The following is a 22,332-nucleotide window of genomic DNA, read 5'->3' as shown; positions in this document are numbered from 1 at the left end:
ATGCAATTTTTGAATCAGTTCTTCTTCGACATCTACCCTTATCTGGCCGGCGCGGTGTTCCTGATCGGCAGCTGGCTGCGCTACGACTACGGGCAATACAGCTGGCGCGCCGGCTCCAGCCAGATGCTGGATAAAAAAGGCATGCGGCTGGCGTCCAACCTGTTCCACATCGGCATTATCGGCATCTTCGCGGGCCATTTCCTCGGCATGCTGACGCCGCACTGGATGTATGAGGCCTTTCTGCCGATCGACGTGAAGCAAAAGCTGGCGATAATCGCCGGCGGCGCCTGCGGCCTGATGACGTTGATCGGCGGCGCGCTGTTGCTGAAGCGCCGGTTGACCAACCCGCGGGTGCGCGCCACCAGCAGCTTCGCCGACATCCTGATCCTGACGTTGCTGGTGGTGCAGGTGTGTCTCGGGCTGCTGACCATTCCGTTCTCCGCCCAGCATATGGACGGCAGCGAAATGATGAAGCTGGTGGCCTGGGCGCAGGCGGTCGTGACCTTCCACGCCGGCGCCTCTGCGCACCTGGAAGGGGTGGCGCTTATCTTCAAGCTGCACATGGTGCTGGGCATGACGCTGTTCGTGCTGTTCCCGTTCTGCCGCCTGGTGCATATCTGGAGTGCGCCGGTAGAGTACCTGACCCGCCGTTACCAGCTGGTGCGCAACCGCCGCTGAGCCTGACCCCGCCGCCGCCGATCGCCAGCGGCGGCGCTATTCCGATAATTCCCCCGCCGTCTGCCCATTCTCGTCGCCTTGTCGTAAACTCACTATCTCAGTTATGTTACGTTTATGCTTCCGCCGACGGACGTCGGCCTGTGGTAGCCGATAACAAGAGATACCGCCTTGATGAAAGGCATTTTGGGACATAAAAACCGGGGATGATCCGTGTGGCCTTCGCGCCGTACGGGAGAATCGCTTTATGGATAGTCAGGTTAATCAATAACAATAATGACCACACAATTACGCTCACCCGAGCTGCTGCCTCTGAAAATCATCGCCACCGGGGCCGCGTTGCCGTCTAACCGCGTGGCGTCCTCTGCGCTCGACGCTCGGCTGGGGAAACCGGCCGGCTACGTTGAAAAACGCTCGGGCATCGTTTACCGCTATCACGCCGCCGACGATGCCAGCCAGGCCGAACTCGCCGCCGCCGCGCTGCAAGACGCGCTGGCTCGCAGCGCCCTTCCGGCAGCCTCTATCGATCTGCTGATCTCTGCCTCGGCGATTTCGGTGCAGGCGCTGCCGTGCACCGCCGCGCACATTCTCAAGGTGGCGGGGCTGGCGCCGGGCACGCCGGGCTTCGACATCAACAGCAGCTGCGTCAGCTTTATCTCTGCGCTGCAGGTGGCGGCGGGGCTGCTGAACGCCGGGACGTACCGACGCATCGCCATCGTCTCGGCCGATCTCGCTTCACGCGGCATCGACTGGCAGCACGAAGAGTCGTCGCTGATCTTCGGCGACGGCGCCGCCTGCGCCATCGTGGAGCGCGGCGACGGCGCCAGCGGCATCCTCGCCAGCCTGGTGGAGACCTATCCCGTCGGCAGCGAACTGTGCGAAATCCGCGCCGGCGGCACGCGGCGCAACCCGCGCGCCGGCATGTGCGAGCAAGACTTCCTGTTTCATATGCAGGGCAAGCCGCTGTTCCGCCAGGCGTCGGCGCTGATTGAGGGTTACCTCGATCGGCTGTTGAGCGCCAGCGGCCTGACCCTGGCGCAGATCGCCACCGTGGTGCCGCATCAGGCCAGCCATTTGTCGCTCGAACATATGCGCAAGCGGCTGCATGTCTCCAGCGAGGCGCTGGTGGATATCTATCGCCACCACGGCAACCAGGTGGCGGCGTCCATCCCGACGGCGCTGCATGCCGCCGTGACCACCGGGCGCTTCAACCCCGGCCAGCCGGTGATGCTGATCGGCACCGCCGCCGGGCTGGCGCTGGCTGGCATGGTGTTGTTGCCATGAGGGTGCTGGTGACTGGGGCGACCAGCGGGCTGGGGCGCAACGCGGCGCAGTGGCTGCTGGAGGCCGGACATCAGGTGCGCGCCACCGGCCGCGATGAACGGGCCGGCGCAGCGTTGCGTCAGCTGGGCGCCGAGTTTTGCGCGCTCGATCTGGCGCAGGCCACGCCGCAGCAGTGTCGGCAGCTCGTCACCGACTGCGAGTGGGTGTGGCACTGTGCGGCCAAGTCTTCACCCTGGGGCGGCAAAGCGGAGTTTCACCGCATCAACGCCGCGGCGACGGAGAGGCTGGCGGAGGCGGCGGGGCGCTGCGGCGTGCGGCGCTTTGTGCATATCTCCACGCCGGCAATCTACTTCGATTTTCAGCCGCATTACGATCTTGACGAAGGTTATCGTGCCCGTCGCTTCGCCAATCACTATGCCGCCAGCAAGTATGCGGCCGAACAACGCCTGTTGGCGCAGGCGAAGATCTACCCGCAAACCACCTACATTATGCTGCGGCCGCGCGGCCTGTTTGGTCCGCACGATCGGGTGATCGTGCCGCGGCTGTTGCAGCAGCTCGAACGCGATCGCGGCGTGCTGCGGCTGCCCGGCGGTGGGCAAGCGCTGCTGGACCTGACCTTCGCCCCCAACGTGGTGCACGCCATGGAGTTGGCCAGTCGGCAGCGCGGGTTGCCGTCCGGCGCCGTTTACAACATCACCAACCACCAGCCGCAGCGGCTGGCGGAGATGCTGGATGCGCTGCTGCGTCAGGAACTGGGGCTGCACTACCGGCTGCAGGCCGTGCCCTATCCGTTGCTGCATACGCTGGCCGGCTGCATGGAGCTGTGGGCGACGCTGAGCGGCAAGGAACCGCTGCTGACGCGCTACAGCGTGGCGGCGGTGCATTTTGACATGACGCTGAGCCAGACCCGTGCGATCGAAGAGCTGGGCTATCAGCCGCGTTATTCGATGGAAGAGGGCATTCGTCTGACCGGCGAGTGGCTGCGGCGGCAAGGAGGCATACAGCATGGCTAAGGTTACCGTTTTTGAAGTGGGCTATTGCACGCATATCGGCTGCATGGCGCTGCGCGGCGCCGGGTTCCGGGTGTGCAAATTCCCGGCGCGCGCCTATCTGCTGGAGGTGGGGGAGCGCCGCTGGCTGTGGGATACCGGCTACGCGCGTTATTTTCAGCAGCACACGCAGTCGGGGGTGTTCAGCCTGTATCGCCGGATGACGCCGGTCTATTTCGATCCCGCCGAGTCGTTGGCGCATCAGCTGCGCGAAGCCGGTTACGCCAAAGGGGATATTCAGGCGCTCATCGTCTCGCATTTTCACGCCGATCACATCGCCGGGCTGCAGGATTTCAGCCAACTCGACTTTATTTGCTCCGGCGAAGGCTGGCAGCAAACCCGCGGGCTGCGCGGTTTCGCGGCGCTGAAGCGCGCCTTTATTCCCGGCCTGATCCCGGCGGATTTCGAGAGCAACCTGCAGTTTATGGAAGCTTTTCCCTCGGTGGCGTTGCCTGCGCTGCTGGCGCCGTTCGAGCGCGGCTATGCGCTGCCGGGCAGCGAAGGGCAGATCGTGCTGGTGCCGCTGCCGGGGCATGCGGCCGGCCATATCGGCGCCTTTATTCTCACCGACGCCGGCTGGACGCTGTTGGCCAGCGACGCCGCCTGGTCGCCGCAGAGTTACCAGACGCTGCGCGGGCCTTCGCGCCTGGCCAATCTGGTGATGGACGACGCGGCGGCGTACATCCGCACGCTGGAGCGGCTCAACCAGCTGTGGGCGGGCGGCCAGGTCAACATTTTGCTGTGCCACGAGGGGGACCTGTGATCCCGTTCATGACCCTTTGGCACTATTTCCGCGCCCGGCGCCTGCGCTTTGGCGATCGTGCGGCGCTGGAGGCGCATCAGGCCCGGCAGCTCGCGGGCTTCGCCCGTCGGGTGCTGAGCAAGAGCCCCTATTTTCAACGCTTCAGTCGCCGGCCGTTCGCCGAATGGCCGCAGATGGACAAGGCGCTGATGATGGCGCAGTTCGACCGGATGAACACCGCCGGGCTGCAGCGCGATGCGGTGCTGGCCTGCGCGCAGCGCAGCGAGGCGGATCGCGATTTCACGCCGAAGATCGGGCGCTACAGCGTCGGATTGTCGTCCGGCACCTCCGGGCAGCGCGGCGTGTTTGTCGTCAGCCCGCGCGAACAGCAGGTGTGGGCCGGCGGCATGCTGGCGAAGATGCTGCCGGACGGTCTGTTGGCCGGCGAGCGCGTTGCGCTGTTTCTGCGGGCGGACAATAATCTCTATCACAGCGTGAACAATCGTTGGCTGAGCCTGGCGTTTTACGATCTGCTTGCACCGTTCAGCGAGCATTTGCCCGCATTGGAACGGCAGGCGCCCAGCATCATCGTGGCCCCGGCGCAGGTGCTGCGCGCCTTGGCGCTGGCGGTGCTGGCCGGACAGGTGAAGTTGCCGGTCAAAAAAGCGATCTCGGTGGCCGAGGTGCTGGAAGAGCAGGACCGCCGCCTGCTGCTGCAGGTATTTCCGGCGGTCGGCGAAGTGTATCAGGCCACCGAAGGATTTCTTGCCGCGACCTGCGCGCACGGTACGCTGCATCTGAACGAAGAGTTTTTGCATATCGAACCGCAGTGGATCGACGAACTGCGTTTTACGCCGTTGATCACCGACTTTACCCGCAGCACGCAGCCGATCGTGCGTTATCGGCTGGACGATGTACTGGTGTTGCGCAAGGAACCCTGCCCGTGCGGGCAGCCGACGCGGGCGATCGCCCGTATCGAGGGGCGGCGCGACGATCAACTGATGCTGCCCGATGCGCGGCGGCAACCGCAGGCGGTGTTCGCCGATGCCTGCAGCCGAACGATCGCCAATGCGTTGCCGCTGAGCAGCGATTATCGCCTGATCCAGCGCGGTGAACGGCGGTTGGAATTGATTGCCGATTGCAGCCAGTCTGAATTGGCGCACTGCCAGGCGCAGCTGATGGCGCTGTTCGCTCGCCAGGGCATCGCCACCGAGCGCCTCGAATGGCGGTTGACGGCGCAGGCGGTGCTGCCGCAGTTCGATCGCAAGCGGCGGCGCATCGTGCGCCAGGCGGAGGAGGCATGAAAAATACGCTGTTCAGACTAGGGCACATGTTGCTCGGCTGGGGGACGGTCGGGGTGGTGTATAGTCTGACCGATCGCCTGCAGGGGGCGGGAACCCTGTTGCCGCCGTCGGCGCTTGACCGGGCGATCCCGTTCAACCCGGCGGCCATATGGCTCTACCTGTCGTTCTTCCTCATCGTCCCGGCGGGCTATCTGCTGGCGCCGCTGCAGCGGATCACATGGCTGACGCGGGCGATGCAGCTCACCGCGCTGGGCGCCGGGGCGGTTTACCTGCTGTGGCCGACCACCATGGCCTATCCGCAGAGCGATGGCGTCGGGATCAGCGCGCAGTTGCTGGCGGCGTTAACCCAGGTGGATTCGCCGCAGAACTGCCTGCCTTCGTTGCATATGGCGCTGACGGTGCTGGCGGTGTGGGCGCTGAGCGACGGCGAGCGCAAAGTGCGCACGGCGCTGTGGATGCTGTGGGGCGCGGCGATCGCGTTCTCGATTCTGCAACTGCGCCGCCATTTGTTTGTCGATTTGGCCGGCGGCGCGCTGCTGGCGCTGTTCGCCGGCTGGCTGGCCCTGCGTATGAACACCCTGCGCCGGCGCGTGGTTAAAGGAGAAATGGGATGAGCGATCTGGCGTTGCCGATAGTGTTCATGCTGTTCATCGTGGTGGCCGAGGCGGTGGCGCTGCAGTGGGGGCGTCGCGAGCCGGTCAACTGGCACGATCTGGTGTTCAACCTGAACTCCGGCCATATCATGTTGTGGCTGTTCCGCGGGTTGGAGATCACCTGTTACGGCTACGTGGCTGCGCATTTCAGCCTGGGGCTGGTGGACGCCTGGCCGCCGTTGTTGATGTGGCTGTTCGCTTTGCTGGCGTGGGACTTCGGTTTCTACTGGCTGCACCGTCTGCATCATCGTTTCCGCCTGCTGTGGGCGGTGCATGTGGTGCACCATCAGGGCGAGCATTTCAATCTGTCGCTGGGGGTGCGCAACTCCTGGTATTCGTCGCTGACGTCGATCCCGTTCTTTTTGCTGCTGGCGCTGGCGGGCGTGCCATTGTCGGTGTTCGTCGCGGTCTCGATTTTTCACTACAGCATTCAACTGTTTAACCACAGTGCGCTGACGCCGAAGCTTGGCGTGCTGGAAAAAATCCTGGTCACGCCGGCGCATCACCGGGTGCATCACGTCAAGGACATGGCCTATTCCAATAAGAACTTCGGCGGCAGCTTTATCTTCTGGGACAAACTGTTCGGCACCTTCTGCCCGGCATTGCCGACCACGCCGTTCAGCTACGGCGTCAGCGGCGACAGGTCGTCCGCTAACCCGTTCTGGGCGAGCAATCTGCCGTTCCTGCGCTATTTCCGTCTGGCCTGGCGCCCGGCGCCGGGCCGGCCGCGCGACCGCCGTTCGGCGCTCAGCGTTTTCAGCGGCGCCATGCTGTTGTTCTCGCTGGTGGTCGGTTACGTCTACCAATACGGTTACGGCTACGGCGACATCAGCTGGCCGCAAATGGCGCTGCTGGCGCTGCTGGCGTTGGGCTCGGTGGCGCTGGGCGGCATGACGGAAGGGCGACCTTGGGCGAGCGCCATCTGGTTGCTGGTCGCGCTGGGCATGCCGCTGCTGTTTATCGGCTATCTAGGTTGGCCGCAGCGCTATTGGCATATCGCCATGGCCGCCGTGGCGTTGCATGCCCTGTGCGTCGCATTGGGCTGGGGAAGAGTAGCCGCACCGGCCGCCGTGGAGGAACCGCATGGCTGAATTATTGCCGCCGCTGCGTTTTCCCGCCGATGGCGAACAGGCCTTCCACCGCGATCTTAAGCGCGCGGCCCACGCCTGTCTGGCGGGCGATCATCGCTATGCCGATGCCGCGCGATTGGCCAAGGCTGCGCTGTTGCTGGCGCTGTGCGCCGGGTTTTACGCGCTGAGTCTGCTGCAGCACCAGCCCTGGGCGTTTTTCCTCTGCTATTTCCTGTTCGTGGCCATGGGCATGCTGCTTAACGTCAACGTCAACCATGATGCTTCGCATAACGCCTTCTTGCGCGCGCCCTGGGCGAATCGCCTGGTGGGGCGACTGGTGACGCTGCCGCTGGGCGTCGATCCGGACTACTGGCGCACGCGGCATGTGGATTACCACCACGTTTACGCCAACGTCGAACACTACGATCTGGATACCGAAGAGAACGGTTTTTTCCGCCAGACACCGTTCCAGCGCTGGCGACCGCATATGCGTTATCAGCATCTGTACTGGCCGCTGATCGCCGCGCTCTCCTTGCCTTACATCGCGTGGATTTTCGATTGGTCCGATCGGCTCGATAAAACGCCGCTGCGGGAAAAACGCGTGCTGGCGGGACGCGGCGGTTGGACGCTGTTCGTGCTGTGCAAGCTCGCGCATCTGGCGCTGGTGCTGGTAGCGCCGCTGGTCGTGGGCCACTTGCACGGCATCGGCTGGGGCTGGGTGCTGCTGGCCTACGCGCTCAGCCAGATGTGCGCCTCGCTGCTGGTGGTGTTCTTGCTGCTGGGCACCCATTGGGCGCAGGCCGAGTTTTACCCGGCGCCGACGGGCGACAGCATGCCGCAAGGCTGGTATCGGCACAATTTCGCCACCGCCTGCGACTGGCAGCCCGAACCGCGCTGGCTGGAGCATCTGACCGGCGGGCTGAACTATCACCTGACCCATCACCTGTTTCCCGGCTGGAATCATCGCCATTACCCGGCGCTGGCCGCGGCGGTGGCAGAGGTGGCGCAGCGGCACGGCATGGCGTATCGCTGCATCGGCTATCGCGAACTGCTGGCGCAACAACAGCGCTTCTTACGCCTTATGGGGCAACCGTGAAACCGCTGCGTCCGTTAGCCTATCGGCGCGACGACAGCGGGTTGCACCGCGCGCTGATGCAGGCCGCCCAGCATTATCTGGCGGCCAACGGCGATCACCGTTTCGCCGACGGCGGCATGCTGGCGAAGGTCGCGCTGCTGCTGGCGCTGTGCGGCCTGTGTTACGGGCTGAGCCTGCAACAGCAGAACGGCTGGGCGTTTTTCGCCTGCTATTTCGGTTTTATCTTTATCGGCATGTTCCTGACGGTGAACGTGGTGCACGACGCCTCGCACAACGCATTTTTCCGTCGCCCCTGGGCCAACCGCGGGTTGAACGCCCTGGTGAGCGTGCCGCTGGGGTTGGATCCCGACTGCTGGCGCGTGCGGCACGTGCTGTTCCATCATGCCCATAACAATATCGAACATTACGATCCCGACATCGACGCCAACGGCGTGCTGCGGCAAACGCCGTTCCAGCGCTGGCGGCCCTTTATGCGCGCGCAGCGTTACTATTGGCCGCTGGTGGCGGCGCTGACTTTTCCGTACTACATCTGGCTGTTCGATTGGCTGGACAGGGCGGGCCGCACCCGCGTGGCGGCGCGCATGGCGCAGCAGGGCGTGCGTGGCTGGATCGGGTTTCTGGCGGGGAAGGCGGCGCACCTGCTGCTGGCGCTGGCGATCCCGTGCTGGCTGCTGCCGCCGGCTATCGGCATCGGGCAAATCCTGCTGGTCTATTTGCTGAGCCAGATGCTTTCTTCACTGCTGTTCGTGATGCTCATCATCGGCACCCACTGGGCCAAGGCCAACTTCTACCAGGCGCCAGAACAAGGCGCAATGCCGCACGGCTGGTATCATCATGTGTTCGCCACAACCTTCGACTGGCTGACCCGGCCGCGCTGGCTGGGGTACTGGCTCGGCGGGGCGAACCTGCATTTGACGCATCATCTGTTCCCGCACTGGAGCCACCGCCATTACCCGGCGCTGAGCCGCATTATCGGCGAGGTGGCGCCGCGTTTCGGCATCGACTACCGCCTGCTGGAGTTGGAGGAGCTGTTGCGCCTGCAGCAGCGTTTCCTCAGCGCGATGGGGCGCAAGCCGCACTAGCGTTGCATGCGGGTTATGCGAGGCGTTACGCAGTTCACTAATTGAACGACATTTACCCTTCCAGTAGACTTTCCCCCTGTGAATCAACGACCACAGGAGGTGGAGTATGCGGAGTTTACCTATTCGGTTATCGAACAAAATTGATGATGATCTGAACGATATCGCCCGGCGTCACGGGATGGAAAAAACCGAGGTAATCAAAATGGCGTTTGCACTGATCGCCATTGCCGATAAGTACTGGATGAAGCAGGATGGTACGTGTCTAGGCATCGTACGAGAGAATGGCGAACAGCTTGAAGCGGTGGGACGGGTCGTGGAGATCTTCCCATGAGCATCGAAAGCCGTAATCTGCGCGATGAAGCCAGCCAGGTTTATCTGGAGCAGGTGTTGGTCTTCGACGAAATGGAGCGGCTGCGCCTGGCGCGCCAGGTACTGTGCGGGATATTTGTGGTCAGCGTGGGCGTATTCGCCGCCCACGCGTATTGGGACAAAAACGAAGCGCTCGGTCAAGTGTTCGAGCTGGTGAAGATCGGCGCTTTGCCGCTGGTCACGCTGGTGGTCTCTTTTTACTTTCCCAACAGCGCGGCCAGATAAGGCGCCGCGTTAATGCGACTTCATGCCCGCCGCGGTCATCAGCAGGCGGAACAGCGAGGCGACCACGAACAGCCCCAGCACGCTGGCGCTCCAGATGATCACCAGCCAACCGATGCGTTTCCACCAGGGCGCCGGAGCGGCGGCTGCCGTTTTATCTTGCATAGCGTCCTCCCTCCTCAGTGATAGCCGTGCTCATGGCTGATCTTGCCGCGGAACACGTAGTAGCTCCAGAAGGTGTAGACCAGGATGATCGGGATGATGAACAGCGCGCCCACCAGCATAAAGCCGAGGCTCTGCGGCGGCGCGGCGGCGTCCCACAGGCTGATGGCCGGCGGGATCAGGTGCGGCCAGATGCTGATGCCAAGCCCGCTCAGGCCGAGGAACACCAGCAACAGCGTCAGCATGAACGGCGAGTAGTGCGCGCCGCGTTTTACCCCGCGGTGAATACCCCAGGCGCTGAGCAGCACCAGCAGCGGCACCGGCAGCAGCCAGAACAGGTTCGGCAGCGTAAACCAGCGGGCGGCGATTTCCGGATGCGCGATCGGCGTCCAGATACTGACTGCGGCCAGCACCAGCAACAGGATCGCCAGCAGCGGCGTCGCCAGGTAATACATGCGCGCCTGAAGATCGCCGGCGGTTTTCATCACCAACCAGGTGCAACCGAGCAGGGCGTAGGTTACCACCAGCCCCAGCCCGCAGAACAGCGCGAACGGCGTCAGCCAGTCCAGCGCGCCGCCGGCGTAGGTGCGGCCTTCGACCGGGAAACCGTTGATCACGGCGCCCACCACTACCCCCTGGCTGAAGGTGGCGAAGAGAGAGCCCCAGATGAACGCCTTGTCCCAGATATGGCGCTTCTGCGGCGTCGCCTTGAAGCGAAACTCGAAGGCCACGCCGCGGAAAATCAGCCCGATCAGCATCAGCGTCAGCGGGATCGCCAGCGCGTCGAGGATCACCGAGTAGGCCAGCGGGAAGGCGCCGAACAGCGCCGCACCGCCCAGCACCAGCCAGGTCTCATTGCCGTCCCACACTGGGGCGACGGTGTTCATCATCAGATCGCGATCGCCGCTCTCTTTCACCCACGGAAACAGGATGCCGATGCCCAAATCGAAACCGTCCATCACCACATACATCATGGTGCTGAACACGATGATCACAAACCAAATCAGCGGAAGATCGATACCCATGTTCAGCTCCTGTCGTCCAGAGTGTCGTTGACCGCGGACAGCGGACGCGCCGGGCGGCCCTCGGTATTGTCTTCTTGGTGCTCATGCGGCTGCGGCCCTTTGCGGATCAGGCGCATCATGTAGGAGTAGCCCACGCCGAACACCGAGCAATAGACGATGATAAACGCCAGCAGGCTGATGCTCATGTGCAGATCGCCGTGCGCGGAGACCGCATCCTTGGTGCGCAGCAGGCCATACACCACCCACGGCTGGCGGCCGATCTCGGTGGTGAACCAGCCCGCCAGCAGCGCCAGCAGCCCGGACGGACCCATCCACAGAATGAAGTACAGGAACGGACGCGACTGATACAGCCCGCCGCGCCAGCGCAGCCACAGGCTCCACACCCCGGCCAGGATCATCAGCATGCCCAGCCCGACCATGATGCGGAACGACCAGAACACCACGGTGGAGTTGGGGCGATCTTCCGGCGGGAAGGATTTGAGCGCCGGCACCTGCTCGGTCAGGCTGTGCGTCAGGATCAGGCTGCCGAGGTAGGGCACCTCCAGCTTGAAGCGGGTCTCTTCACGCTGCATGTCCGGCCAACCGACCAGGATCAGCGGCGTGGCTTCGCCCGGCGGGTTTTCCCAGTGGCCCTCGATGGCGGCGATCTTCGCCGGCTGATGTTTCAGCGTATTCAGGCCGTGCGCATCGCCGATCAGCGCCTGCACCGGCGCGACGATCAGCGCCATCCACATCGCCATCGACAGCATCTTGCGCATCGCCGGCGTGTCGCGGCCGCGCAGCAGGTGCCAGGCGGCCGACGCGCCGACGAAGAACGCCGAGGAGAGGAAGGCGGCGGTGGACATGTGCAGCAGGCGGTACGGGAAGGACGGGTTGAAGATCACCTTCAGCCAGTCGACCGGCACCACCTGGCCGTTGATGATTTCGTGTCCCTGCGGGGTCTGCATCCAGCTGTTGGAGGCCAGGATCCAGAAGGTGGAGATCAGCGTGCCGAGCGCCACCATGCAGGTGGCGAAGAAATGCAGCCCTGGGCCGACGCGGTTCCAGCCGAACAGCATCACGCCGAGGAAACCGGCTTCGAGGAAGAAGGCGGTCAGCACTTCATAAGTCAGCAGCGGCCCGGTAATGCTGCCGGCGAACTCGGAGAAGAAGCTCCAGTTGGTGCCGAACTGGTAGGCCATCACCAACCCGGAAACCACGCCCATGCCGAAGTTAACGGCGAAAATCTTTGACCAGAAATGGTAAAGCTCACGATAGGCTTCATTGTGCGTTTTCAACCATAATCCCTCCAGCACCGCCAGATAGCTGGCTAAGCCGATGGTGATGGCGGGGAAGATGATATGGAAAGACACGGTGAAGGCGAACTGTATTCTGGCGAGTTCCAGTGCATCAAGACCCAGCATGGCGCCTCCTAGGGTTGAACATAAATTAACCTCTTGAGTATAGCTGTCATTTTTATGTGAAAAGCTTGGCGTGAAGTTAATCACGAAGTACAGTGACTATAATAGTGACAGTTATTTTACTTTTTCATATAACAGTTAATGGTTATGACCCGATACGAACAGCTTGCGCAGCAGATTAGAGAACAGATCCAGAACCGGGTGTGGCGGGCGGGCGACAAGCTGCCTTCGCTGCGCGAGAGCGGCAAACGCGCCGGATTAAGCTTGATGACGGTGGTGCAGTCTTACCAACTGCTGGAGAGCCAGGGGTGGATCGTCGCCCGGCCGCAGTCGGGTTACTACGTGGCGGCGCGCCCGCAGCCGCTGCCTCAGCCTTCGCGCGGCGAGAAACTGTTGCTGAGCGAGCAGGTGGACATCAACGCCTTTATTTTTGACGTGCTGCAGGCCTGCAAGGATCCGGACATCGTGCCTTTCGGTTCGGCCTTTCCCGACGCCACGCTGTTCGCCCAGCCGAAGCTGGCGCGGGCGCTGAGCAGCGTAGCGCGCAAATTCACGCCGCACAGTTCGCTGGCTAACCTGCCGCCGGGCAACGACGCGCTGCGGCGGCACATTGCCCAACGTTATGCGCTGAGCGGCATGCAGGTTGCGCCGGACGAAATCGTTATCACCGCCGGGGCGATGGAGTCGCTCAGCCTCAGCCTGCAGGCGGTGACCCAACCGGGCGACTATGTGGCGATCGAGTCGCCGGCGTTTTACGGCGCGCTGCAGGCGCTGGAACGGCTGCGGCTGAAGGCGGTGGCGATCGCCACCCATCCGCAGGACGGCATCGATCTGGACGCGTTGCAGCAGGCGGTGGAGCAGTATCCGATCAAAGCCTGCTGGCTGATGACCCACTTCCAGAACCCGCAGGGCGCCACCCTGCCGGAAGCCAACAAACAGCGTCTGGTGGCGCTGCTGCGCGAACGGCAGATCTCGCTGATCGAAGACGATGTCTACGGCGAGCTGTACTTCAGCGCCGAACGGCCGCTGCCGGCCAAGGCGCTCGACAGCGGCGGCCAGATCCTGCACTGCTCGTCGTTTTCCAAATGCCTGGCGCCGGGCTTTCGCGTCGGCTGGGTGGCGGCGGGGCGTTATGCGCAGCAGATCCAGCGTTTGCAGCTGATGAGCACCGTTTCCACCAGCGTGCCGACCCAGATGGCGCTGGCGGATTATCTGCTGCACGGCGGTTACGACACCCACCTGCGGCGGTTGCGCCGCCTGCTGGCCCAGCGCCAAAGCGCGATGCGTCAGGCGATTGCCCACCATTTCCCGCCGACGGTAAAGGTCAGCCAGCCCGACGGCGGTTACTTCCTGTGGCTGGAGCTGGATCCGGCGCTGTCGTCGATGGAGCTGTACCGGCGGGCCCTTTCCCGGGGTATCAGCATCGCGCCGGGGCGCATGTTCACCACCGGCGACCATTTCAACCACTGCTTCCGTCTCAACGCCTCTTTTGAATGGAATGATCGCTTTGAAGAGGCGATCAAAACCTTAGCCAAACTTATCCGGGGGCTGGCGGCGGCCGGTTGAGCCGCGTTTTTCACGCCGCTTCGCCCCAGAAAAATTCATAATGCTTTTTTCGGCAATGGAATGCCGGTTTCGTTGTTAGACAGCCCTCCAGCCGCCCATTACTCTGCGATAAATTTTGTCACATTTTTATCAACGGGTAGACGAGGGGCAGTGGGTGAGTAGAATAAAAAACAAGCTAAACAAACTGTTGCGTTATCGGTTGACGCCGCTGGCGTTGATCTGCGCGCTGGGATTGAGCGCCGGCACGCAGGCGGAAACGCTGGCCGAAGGCATCACGCCGGCCAGCGACGCCAGCCGGGTGCCGGCCGCCGCCAAGCTGCGCAAAGACACCGTGGTGGCGGGCATCTCGGAACCGCAGGGGATTTTCAACCCGTATCTGTTCACTAACGGCTGGGACGAGAACGTGACCGACGTGATTTTCAGCCGCCTGATCGGCCTGGACAGCCAGGGCAAGCCGGAAGGGCGTCTGGCGGAGTCCTGGCAGGTCAGCCCCGATAATCTGACCTACACCATCAAGCTGCGGCCGAATCTGGTCTACAGCGACGGCTCGCCGCTGAAGGCCGACGATATCGCCTTTACCCTGACGCTGTTGCACGATCCGGCCTATGACGGCGACACTGACATCACGCCGGCGCACATTCAGGGCGGCGCCGAGTATAAAAACGGCACCGCCGCCGGCATCAGCGGCCTGAAGGTGATCGACGATCGCACCATTCAGATCGTCACCACGCAACCGGGCGCCACCACGCTGCAACTGATCGGCGGCCCGGTGCTGTCGCGGGCTTACTACGGCAAAGACTATCAGCGGGGCAAGCTCGACGGCGTGCGCGCCTTGAACGCCAAACCGCTCGGCAACGGCCCCTATATTTACGACAAGTACGTGCCGGGGCAGGAGATCCGCTTCCACGCCAACCCGAACTTCTACCTCGGTACGCCGCCGATGGCGCGCTTTATCTACCGCGTCACCAACCCGGCCACCAACTTCCAGCTGTTCCAGACCGGTGAGACCGACTACGACGCCTTTACCGCCAAGCCGGACGATATCGAACAGCTCAAGCTGCTCGGCTTCGCCAATATCAACCTTTACAGCTCAAGCGATTACAGCCGCATCGACTTCAACCTCAAGCGTCCGGCGCTGCAGGACAAGCGGGTGCGCCAGGCGTTGATTTACGGCCTGGATCGGCAAAAGCTGATCGCCGTGGTGTATCAGGGTTACGGCAAAGTCGCCAATCAGCCGATTTCGCCGATCTCCTGGGCCTATGACGCGAACGGCATCAATCCTTACGCTTACGATCTCGATAAAGCCAAAAAGCTGTTGGACGAGGCCGGTTGGCAGGTGGGTGCGGACGGCATCCGGCAGAAAGACGGTAAAAAGCTGGAGCTGACGCTGCTGGTGACCAAAAAGCTGAACAACGACGCGCTGGTGCCGATCGCCAAGGATAACTACCGCCGGCTCGGCGTGGTGCTGAAACCGCAGGTATTGGATTTCAACGCGCTGCTGGCGCAGCGCAAGGCGGGCAATTACGACCTGGCGTCTCTCAGCACCAGCACGCTGAACGATCCGCACGACGGCGTACGCGACTTCATCAGCCGCGAGAGCGAGACCGGCTACCACAACCCGCAGGTGGACGCGCTGATCGCCAAAGCCAATGCCACGCTGGATATCGCGCAGCGCAAGCCGCTGTACCATCAGCTGTATCAGGCGCTGTCCGACGATCCGCCGGTGATCCTGCTCGGCAACCGCGAAATTTTGAGCGCCAGCAGCGCGCGCGTCACCGGCTTTAAACCGGATATCTACAACGGATTGGTCGGCAGCCTGCCGAACGTCAAACCGGCGCCGTAACGCCCTGACGCCGCCGCGCCATTACGGGCGGCGGCGATGGAACCCGCGATGAGAAATTTTATCCTGCGCCGTCTGCTGCAGACGATCCCGATGCTGCTGTTGGCTTCCTTGCTGATTTTTTGCATTTTCGCCCTGGCGCCCGGCGATTTTATCGACGGCAACATCAATCTGACCGCGCAACGCGCCGCCGAGCTGCGGGCGCTGTACGGGCTGGATCAGCCGTTGTTCAGCCGCTATCTGCACTGGCTTGGCCGGCTGCTGCAGGGCGACCTCGGCTTTTCACTGCAGTACCAGATCCCGGTCAGCACGCTGCTGAACCAATACATCTGGAACTCGTTCCTGCTGGCGGCGGTGGCGATGGTGTTGTATTGGGGCATCGCGCTGGCGGTGGGAGTGATCTCGGCGATGAAACCCTATTCGCTGTTCGATCATCTGATCACCGTGGCGGTGTTCGCCGCCATGTCGTTTCCGACGTTCTTCCTGTGCCTGTTGCTGATCAAATGGTTCGCCGTCGATCTGCACTGGCTGCCGGCGGGCGGCATGCTGCGTACCGGCAGCGAGGCGAGCGGGCTGGCCTGGGCGCTGGAGGTGGCGGCGCACCTGCTGTTGCCGGTGCTGGCGCTGGTGATGCTGCAGGCCGGCAGCCTGACGCGCTATTTCCGCGCCAGCATGCTGGAGGTGATCCGCATGGACTATATTCGCACCGCGCGCGCCAAAGGGCTCAGGGAGAAAACGGTGATCCTCAAACACGCGCTGCGCAATGCGCTATTGCCGATCATCACCCTGCTGGGGTTCGAGCTGCCTGGATTGTTCTCCGGCGCGCTGATCACCGAAAAAATCTTCAACTGGCCGGGCGCCGGACACATCCATATCGATTCGCTGGCGGCGCGTGATTACCCGGTATTGATGGGGTTCACGCTGTTTCTGGCCGCCTTGACCATTCTCGGCAATCTGCTGGCGGACATTCTGTACGCCTACGCCGATCCACGCATTCGCTTGAGGTAACACGATGTGGGTAACGCTGTTTTTCGGCCGCCGTCGCCGCTGGCGCCAGGCGCAACTGCCGGCGCTGGCGCAACTGTCGCCACCGCCCGCGGCGCAGGCCTGGCGCCGTCTGCGCCGCCACCGACCGGCGATGATCTCGCTGGCGCTGCTGGTGCTGTTGGCGCTGCTGTGCCTGATTGGGCCGTCGCTGTCGCCGTGGCGCGACGACGCCGGCGATGTGCTGAACATCAATCAGGCGCCGAGCGGCGCGCATTGGTTGGGCACCGACTTTCTCGGCCGCGATATTTGCACCCGGCTGCTGCTGGCGGGGCGAATATCGCTGACCATCGGCCTGGTGTCGATGCTGCTGTCGGTGACGCTGGGCTATGTGCTGGGGGCGTTCGCCGGTTATCTGGGGGGCGTGGCGGACCGGCTGATCATGCGCTTCGCCGATCTGCTGATGACCATTCCCGGCCTGCCGCTGTTGATCATCATGGGCGCGATGCTGACCGAACTCGACGTGTCGCCGGACTACCGCATCTACATGGTGATGATCATGCTTAGCCTGTTGGGATGGCCGTCATTGGCGCGGCTGGTGCGCGGCCAGATCCTGTCGCTGCGCGAGCGGGATTTCATGCTGGCCACCGAGGTGCTGGGTCTCTCCACTCGGCGACGCCTCTTCGGCCATCTGCTGCCCAACACCGTACCGATTCTGGTGGTGGTGGCTACCATGGCGGTGGCCAACGCCATTCTCAGCGAATCGGCGCTGAGTTACCTCGGGCTGGGCGTGGTGCCGCCGACGCCGTCGTGGGGCAACATGATGGACGCCGCCAACAGCCTGATCGACTTTCAGCGCCGGCCCTGGCTGTGGATGCCGCCCGGGCTGGCGATCTTCGTCACCGTGGTGGCGATCAATATCCTGGGCGACGGCCTGCGGGACGCGCTCGATCCGAAAATGAACGGAGTAACACGATGAGTCAACCTCTGGTGGCGTTCGACCGACTGTCGGTGTCGTTTCAGAGCGAGCAGGGGCCGGTGCGGGCGGTGCAGCAGGTCAGCCTGGAACTGCAGGCCGGGCAAACGCTGGGGATCGTCGGCGAATCGGGCTGCGGCAAAAGCGTGACCGCCATGGCGCTGATGGGGCTGTTGCCGCAGCCGCTGGCGCAGGTAGACGGCGGTGAGATTCGTTTTGAAGGACAAAACCTGCTGTCGCTGCGGGCGGCGCAGATGGCAGATTTGCGCGGCAACCGGTTGGCGATGATCTTTCAGGAGCCGATGAGCGCGCTCAATCCGGTGCTGACGCTCGGCGAACAGCTGCTGGAGCCGCTGATTCGTCATCTGGCCCTGTCGCCAAAAGCGGCCTGGCGTCAGGCGGTGCAACTGCTGGAGGAAGTGGGGTTGGCGCGCGCGGAGGCGCTGATGCGCTGCTACCCGCACCAGCTTTCCGGCGGCATGCTGCAGCGCGTGATGATCGCCATGGCGATAGGGTGCCGGCCGGCGCTGCTGATCGCCGATGAACCGACCACGGCGCTCGACGTCACGGTACAGGCGCAAATCCTGGCGTTGCTGCGCGAGCAGAGCCGGCGACACAATATGGCGATGATCTTGATCACCCACGATCTTGGGGTGATCGCACAAATGGCGGATCGGCTGGCGGTGATGTACGCCGGGCGCGTCGTCGAGCAGGGAACGACGCGGGAAGTGCTGGCCGAACCGCGGCACCCTTATACTCAGGGGCTGATCGCCTCGCGGCCGGTGCCGGGGCAGCGGCGTCGCCGTTTGTACTCCATTCCCGGCCAGGTGCCGGATCTGGCGCGGCTGCCTGAACACTGTGCGTTTGCCGAGCGTTGCGCGCAGGCCACCGCGCGCTGCCGCGACGGCATCCCGCCGTTGTACGGGACTCAGCAGCGCCAATCCGCCTGCTTCCTCAACGCCGGAGGGCGCCTGCATGTCGACTGAACCCCTGGTGGAAGTGAAAGGATTAAAGAAATATTTCCCGCTGCGCGACGGGCTGTTCGGGCGAACCACCGGCCAACTGAAGGCGGTGGACGACGTCAGCTTCAGCATTCGCAAGGGCCGCGTTTTCGGGCTGGTGGGCGAGTCCGGCAGCGGCAAAACCACAGTCGGCCGCACGCTGCTCGGCCTGCACGATAAAACCGCCGGTGAGGTGATGTTCAAAGGGCAGGCGCTGGATAGCCTCAGCAAAGACGCGCTGCGCGCCCTGCGGCCGAAAATGCAGCTGGTGTTTCAGGATCCGTACAGCTCGCTGAATCCGCGTCTGCGCGTGGGCGACGCCATCGGCGAAGCGCTGTTGCAGCATGGCCTGGCAAGCAAGGCGGAACTGCGCGAACGGGTGCTCGATACCCTGGCGATCTGCGGGCTGTCGCCGCAGCATTACGGGCGGTTTCCACATGAGTTTTCCGGCGGCCAGCGGCAGCGCGTCGGCATCGCGCGCGCGCTGATCCTGCAACCGGAATTTATCGTCGCCGATGAACCGATATCGGCGCTCGACGTGTCGATTCAGGCGCAGATCATCAATCTGTTTTCCGATTTGCAGGAAAGGCAGGGGGTGACGCTGCTGTTTATTTCGCACGATCTCGGCGTGGTGGAGCATCTGTGCCAGGACGTGGCGGTGATGTATCTGGGGCAGATCGTCGAGAGCGCCGACCGCGATTCGCTGTTTCGCCAACCGCTGCATCCCTACACGCAGGCCTTGTTGGCGGCGGTGCCGACGCTGGATGCGCACCGTTCGCCGGCGTGGGTGGCCGGGGGAGAAGCGCCCAATCCCGCCAACCCGCCGCGCGGCTGCCGTTTCCATCCCCGCTGTCCGCTGGCCACGGCGCAATGCCGTGAACAGGCGCCGCATCTGCGCAGCGTGGCGCCCGGTCATCAGGTGGCTTGCCACCTGGTCGGTTAGCGTCAGGACAGGTAGTGCTTCAACGCGCGCCCGGCCTGGTGGATCGCCGAATGCACCGCCGGGACGTGGGCGAGCGGGTTCAACAGGCCGTAGTCGTGGATCAGGCCGTTGTAGCGGGTGGCGGTGACCTCGACGCCGGCGGCGTCAAGCAGACGCGCGTAGGCTTCGCCCTCATCGCGCAGCACGTCCAGTTCGGCGGTCTGCACCAGCGCCGGCGGCAAGCCCCGCAGCTGTTCCGGCGTGGCGTTGAGCGGCGAGGCGTAGATCTCTTTGCGCTGCGCCTTATCGGGCGCATAGCTGTCCCAAAACCACTTCATCATGTTGCGGGTCAGGAAATGGCCTTCGGCGAACTGATGATAGGAATCGGTATCAAAGTGGGCGTGCGTGACGGGCCACAGCAGGATCTGGCAACGCAATGCCGGTATGCCTTTCTCTTTGGCCATCAGGCTGACCACCGCTGCCATATTGCCGCCGACGCTGTTGCCGACCACCGCCAGCCGTGAACCGTCGACGTTGATTTTTTCGCCGTACTCGGCCACCCATTCCGTGGCGGCGTAGGCCAGATTGATCGCCTGAGGATAATGCGCTTCCGGGGAGCGTGGGTAGTTGACGAATACCGCCGCCGCGCCGGAGCTGTAAACCAGATCGCGCACCAGCCGTTCATGGGTGGGAAAATCGCCCAGCACCCAACCGCCACCGTGAAAGAACATGAATACCGGCAGCTTCTCTTTGGCCCTGGCCGGCCGCACCAACTGCAGCAGAATATCCTGGCCCTCAACGTGGATGGTTTTCTCGCTGATTTCCACCTCGCGCAGCGGCACCTCGACGCTGCGTTGCACGTCCTCCAAAACCTTGCGCGCTTCTTTGGGCTTCATCTGCTCCATGGGTTTACCGCCACCGGCATTCAGCGCGTCGAGAAACGCGCGGATGTCGTGTTGGGCGTGCGGCTGGCTGAGATCGACGGTTTTCTTGGGCATGGTGGCTCCTTGTGCGCAGAAGAGAAGGGGCGGTCAGGATCACAGTGTAGTCGCTGGCGTACAAAGCAGGAACCGCGGTCAGCGCGGCTCCTTTTTCGCGAGTATGGCGGGTGGCGCCTCTGCGTCGCTGCCGCGTTGCACCATGCTGGCGCGCCGCTGCACCCGATGGGGGCAAAAAGTGTGATAGCGAGCAAATTGGGGGAAATTATTTTTGCGAGCCCGATCAGAAATCCTGAAGTTTTTCGTAATTGAATAGGATTTCGCACGCAATGATGATTTTAGGCCTTATTTTTTAATTTATGCATTACCAATGCATAGAAAATGAATAAATATTCATTATAAGCCGTTGTTTTAACGTAAAAAATAGCCAAATCCGGCAAAAATCCCGTTTTGGCACGATAGCTGCTCTACACTCTTTATCAAACGACATGTATTTTAACTGCTCGTTAACATTTACTCCCCGCTCAGGGACCGGATATACGCCATAAATAGTGAAAAACCGATTTTATGTAACAGATTTGTTTCTAAATCAGCGGTAAGGGACAGCATTTTCTCCGCCGCGAAAGTCGGTTTTGAACAACGGTTTTTGTGCATTGTGGCGGTCTAACCGGGCTTGAGCGGCCCTTACAGTCAAAATTCAGCCTTTGCTGAGATTATGAGGTCACTATGGAACAGCCAATCGCAGTTACCCGCCAGTCTTTCGATGACTGGATGGTCCCGGTTTATGCCCCTGCCGATTTTATTCTGGTGCGTGGCGAAGGATCGCAGGTGTGGGATCAGCAGGGTAAGTCTTACATCGATTTCGCCGGCGGCATCGCGGTTAACGCGCTGGGCCATGCGCACCCGGCGGTCAAGGCGGCGCTGGTGGAACAGGCGGGCAAACTGTGGCATCTGGGCAATGGCTATACCAACGAACCGGTACTGCGTCTGGCCAAAAAACTGATCGACGCCACGTTCGCCGACAAGGTGTTCTTCTGTAATTCGGGTGCAGAAGCCAACGAGGCGGCGCTGAAACTGGCGCGTAAGCACGCGCACGATCAGCACGGCGCCGGTAAAGATCAGATTGTGGCGTTCAACAACGCGTTCCACGGCCGCACGCTGTTCACCGTCTCCGCCGGCGGCCAGCCGAAATATTCGCAGGATTTTGCGCCGCTGCCGGGCGGCATCACCCATACGCCGTATAACGATCTGGCCGCAGCGGCCGAGCTTATCAACGATCGCACCTGCGCGGTGATCGTCGAGCCTATTCAGGGTGAGGGCGGCGTGCTGCCGGCGGAGGCCAGTTTCCTGCAGGGGCTGCGTGAACTGTGCGATCGTCACAACGCGCTGCTGATCTTCGACGAAGTACAGACCGGCGTTGGCCGCACCGGCCATCTGTATGCCTACATGCAGTACGGCGTGGTGCCGGACGTGCTGACCACCGCCAAAGCGCTGGGCGGCGGCTTCCCGATCGGCGCGATGCTGACCACCGATGCGCTGGCGAAAACGCTGGGCGTCGGCACCCACGGCACCACCTACGGCGGCAACCCGCTGGCGACGGCGGTGGCGGGGGAAGTGTTCTCCATCATCAACACGCCGGAAGTGCTGGAAGGCGTCAAACAACGTCACCAGTGGTTCATCGACGGGTTGAACGATATCAACCGTCAGTACCCGATCTTCGCCGAGATCCGCGGCGGCGGTTTGCTGATCGGCTGCCAATTGAAGAAAGACTATGCCGGCAAAGCGAAGCAGATCACCCAACTGGCCAACGAAGAAGGCGTTATCGCGCTGATCGCCGGTCCGGACGTGGTGCGTTTCACGCCGTCGCTGATCATCCCTGAGCAGGATGTGAAAGAGGGGCTGGCGCGATTCGCGCGCGCCGTGGCGCGTATTTGCAGCTAATCAGCGGGCTGCGCCTTCACCGGCGCAGCCT

The 22,332-nt window shown here is 62.8% G+C and carries 22 protein-coding genes; 18 read left to right on the top strand and 4 right to left on the bottom strand.

All coding sequences use genetic code 11. The features are described from left to right. The 11 genes from narI (at position 1) to WFM45_RS10310 (ending at position 9,549) form a co-directional block, all read left to right on the top strand. On the top strand, positions 1-678 hold the full coding sequence (gene narI / locus WFM45_RS10360; protein WP_336955434.1) for a respiratory nitrate reductase subunit gamma: 678 nt from the start codon (positions 1-3) through the stop codon (positions 676-678). Positions 679-951: 273 nt separating this feature from the next. Beyond that, a complete protein-coding gene (locus WFM45_RS10355) occupies positions 952-1,959 on the top strand; it encodes a 3-oxoacyl-[acyl-carrier-protein] synthase III C-terminal domain-containing protein (protein ID WP_336955432.1) in 1,008 nt (335 codons plus the stop codon). After that, positions 1,956-2,972: an NAD-dependent epimerase/dehydratase family protein gene (locus WFM45_RS10350; RefSeq protein ID WP_336955430.1), complete on the top strand. Its 1,017-nt coding sequence runs from the start codon at positions 1,956-1,958 to the stop codon at positions 2,970-2,972. Before WFM45_RS10355 ends, WFM45_RS10350 begins: the two co-directional genes overlap by 4 nt. Beyond that, entirely contained in the window at positions 2,965-3,771 is an 807-nt protein-coding gene (locus tag WFM45_RS10345) for an MBL fold metallo-hydrolase (protein WP_048323931.1), read from the top strand. Before WFM45_RS10350 ends, WFM45_RS10345 begins: the two co-directional genes overlap by 8 nt. Continuing rightward, positions 3,768-5,054, top strand: coding sequence for a F390 synthetase-related protein (locus WFM45_RS10340; protein ID WP_049277982.1), 1,287 nt, complete (start codon positions 3,768-3,770; stop codon positions 5,052-5,054). Before WFM45_RS10345 ends, WFM45_RS10340 begins: the two co-directional genes overlap by 4 nt. Then, positions 5,051-5,668, top strand: coding sequence for a phosphatase PAP2 family protein (locus tag WFM45_RS10335; protein ID WP_336955426.1), 618 nt, complete (start codon positions 5,051-5,053; stop codon positions 5,666-5,668). Before WFM45_RS10340 ends, WFM45_RS10335 begins: the two co-directional genes overlap by 4 nt. Continuing rightward, a complete protein-coding gene (locus tag WFM45_RS10330; RefSeq protein WP_336955424.1) occupies positions 5,665-6,798 on the top strand; it encodes a sterol desaturase family protein in 1,134 nt (377 codons plus the stop codon). The genes WFM45_RS10335 and WFM45_RS10330 overlap by 4 nt, the downstream gene beginning before the upstream one ends. Next, entirely contained in the window at positions 6,791-7,873 is a 1,083-nt protein-coding gene (locus tag WFM45_RS10325; RefSeq protein WP_336955422.1) for a fatty acid desaturase family protein, read from the top strand. Before WFM45_RS10330 ends, WFM45_RS10325 begins: the two co-directional genes overlap by 8 nt. After that, entirely contained in the window at positions 7,870-8,955 is a 1,086-nt protein-coding gene (locus tag WFM45_RS10320) for an acyl-CoA desaturase (protein WP_015378183.1), read from the top strand. Before WFM45_RS10325 ends, WFM45_RS10320 begins: the two co-directional genes overlap by 4 nt. 106 nt (positions 8,956-9,061) lie before the next feature. Beyond that, on the top strand, positions 9,062-9,286 hold the full coding sequence (locus WFM45_RS10315) for a hypothetical protein (RefSeq protein WP_015378182.1): 225 nt from the start codon (positions 9,062-9,064) through the stop codon (positions 9,284-9,286). Then, on the top strand, positions 9,283-9,549 hold the full coding sequence (locus tag WFM45_RS10310; protein ID WP_280598343.1) for a hypothetical protein: 267 nt from the start codon (positions 9,283-9,285) through the stop codon (positions 9,547-9,549). Before WFM45_RS10315 ends, WFM45_RS10310 begins: the two co-directional genes overlap by 4 nt. A gap of 9 nt (positions 9,550-9,558) precedes the next feature. Here WFM45_RS10310 and WFM45_RS10305 read toward each other — a convergent pair whose 3' ends face one another. Genes WFM45_RS10305 through WFM45_RS10295 form a run of 3 tightly spaced genes read right to left on the bottom strand, consistent with a single transcriptional unit; the run spans position 9,559 to position 12,136 of the window. Beyond that, positions 9,559-9,711: a DUF2474 domain-containing protein gene (locus tag WFM45_RS10305; protein ID WP_004934619.1), complete on the bottom strand. Its 153-nt coding sequence runs from the start codon at positions 9,709-9,711 to the stop codon at positions 9,559-9,561. A 14-nt stretch (positions 9,712-9,725) separates the two neighbouring features. Further along, entirely contained in the window at positions 9,726-10,733 is a 1,008-nt protein-coding gene (gene cydB / locus WFM45_RS10300) for a cytochrome d ubiquinol oxidase subunit II (protein WP_033632805.1), read from the bottom strand. A 2-nt stretch (positions 10,734-10,735) separates the two neighbouring features. After that, positions 10,736-12,136 carry a cytochrome ubiquinol oxidase subunit I gene (locus WFM45_RS10295; protein ID WP_004934615.1) on the bottom strand — a complete coding sequence of 467 codons (1,401 nt, stop codon included), beginning with the start codon at positions 12,134-12,136 and terminating at the stop codon, positions 10,736-10,738. Between the two features lie 144 nt (positions 12,137-12,280). On the opposite strand from WFM45_RS10295, the gene WFM45_RS10290 reads away from it, so the two are divergent. The 6 genes from WFM45_RS10290 (at position 12,281) to WFM45_RS10265 (ending at position 19,443) form a co-directional block, all read left to right on the top strand. Continuing rightward, on the top strand, positions 12,281-13,699 hold the full coding sequence (locus WFM45_RS10290) for an aminotransferase-like domain-containing protein (protein WP_004934613.1): 1,419 nt from the start codon (positions 12,281-12,283) through the stop codon (positions 13,697-13,699). A gap of 187 nt (positions 13,700-13,886) precedes the next feature. Continuing rightward, positions 13,887-15,542: an ABC transporter substrate-binding protein gene (locus WFM45_RS10285; RefSeq protein WP_443005631.1), complete on the top strand. Its 1,656-nt coding sequence runs from the start codon at positions 13,887-13,889 to the stop codon at positions 15,540-15,542. 48 nt (positions 15,543-15,590) lie between these two features. Further along, the gene (locus tag WFM45_RS10280; RefSeq protein ID WP_004934604.1) at positions 15,591-16,547 is read left to right on the top strand and encodes an ABC transporter permease; all 957 of its coding nucleotides are present in this window, start codon (positions 15,591-15,593) and stop codon (positions 16,545-16,547) included. 4 nt (positions 16,548-16,551) lie between these two features. Then, a complete protein-coding gene (gene opp4C, locus WFM45_RS10275; RefSeq protein ID WP_048323906.1) occupies positions 16,552-17,502 on the top strand; it encodes an oligopeptide ABC transporter permease in 951 nt (316 codons plus the stop codon). Continuing rightward, entirely contained in the window at positions 17,499-18,485 is a 987-nt protein-coding gene (locus tag WFM45_RS10270; protein WP_060559784.1) for an ABC transporter ATP-binding protein, read from the top strand. The genes opp4C and WFM45_RS10270 overlap by 4 nt, the downstream gene beginning before the upstream one ends. Beyond that, positions 18,475-19,443: an ABC transporter ATP-binding protein gene (locus WFM45_RS10265; protein ID WP_004934594.1), complete on the top strand. Its 969-nt coding sequence runs from the start codon at positions 18,475-18,477 to the stop codon at positions 19,441-19,443. The genes WFM45_RS10270 and WFM45_RS10265 overlap by 11 nt, the downstream gene beginning before the upstream one ends. Positions 19,444-19,445: 2 nt before the next feature. Here WFM45_RS10265 and WFM45_RS10260 read toward each other — a convergent pair whose 3' ends face one another. Next, complete coding sequence (locus tag WFM45_RS10260) at positions 19,446-20,420, bottom strand: alpha/beta hydrolase (protein ID WP_085336670.1); 975 nt, start codon at positions 20,418-20,420, stop codon at positions 19,446-19,448. A 666-nt stretch (positions 20,421-21,086) separates the two neighbouring features. On the opposite strand from WFM45_RS10260, the gene WFM45_RS10255 reads away from it, so the two are divergent. Then, complete coding sequence (locus WFM45_RS10255) at positions 21,087-22,301, top strand: aspartate aminotransferase family protein (protein WP_015378175.1); 1,215 nt, start codon at positions 21,087-21,089, stop codon at positions 22,299-22,301. Positions 22,302-22,332: the final 31 nt, after the last annotated feature.

The organism is Serratia sp. KG1D, from assembly GCF_037150675.1.
Classification (GTDB): Bacteria; Pseudomonadota; Gammaproteobacteria; order Enterobacterales; family Enterobacteriaceae; genus Serratia; species Serratia nematodiphila.
Note: the sequence above shows the minus strand (reverse complement) of the source record. Positions and strands in the feature narration are given on the sequence as shown.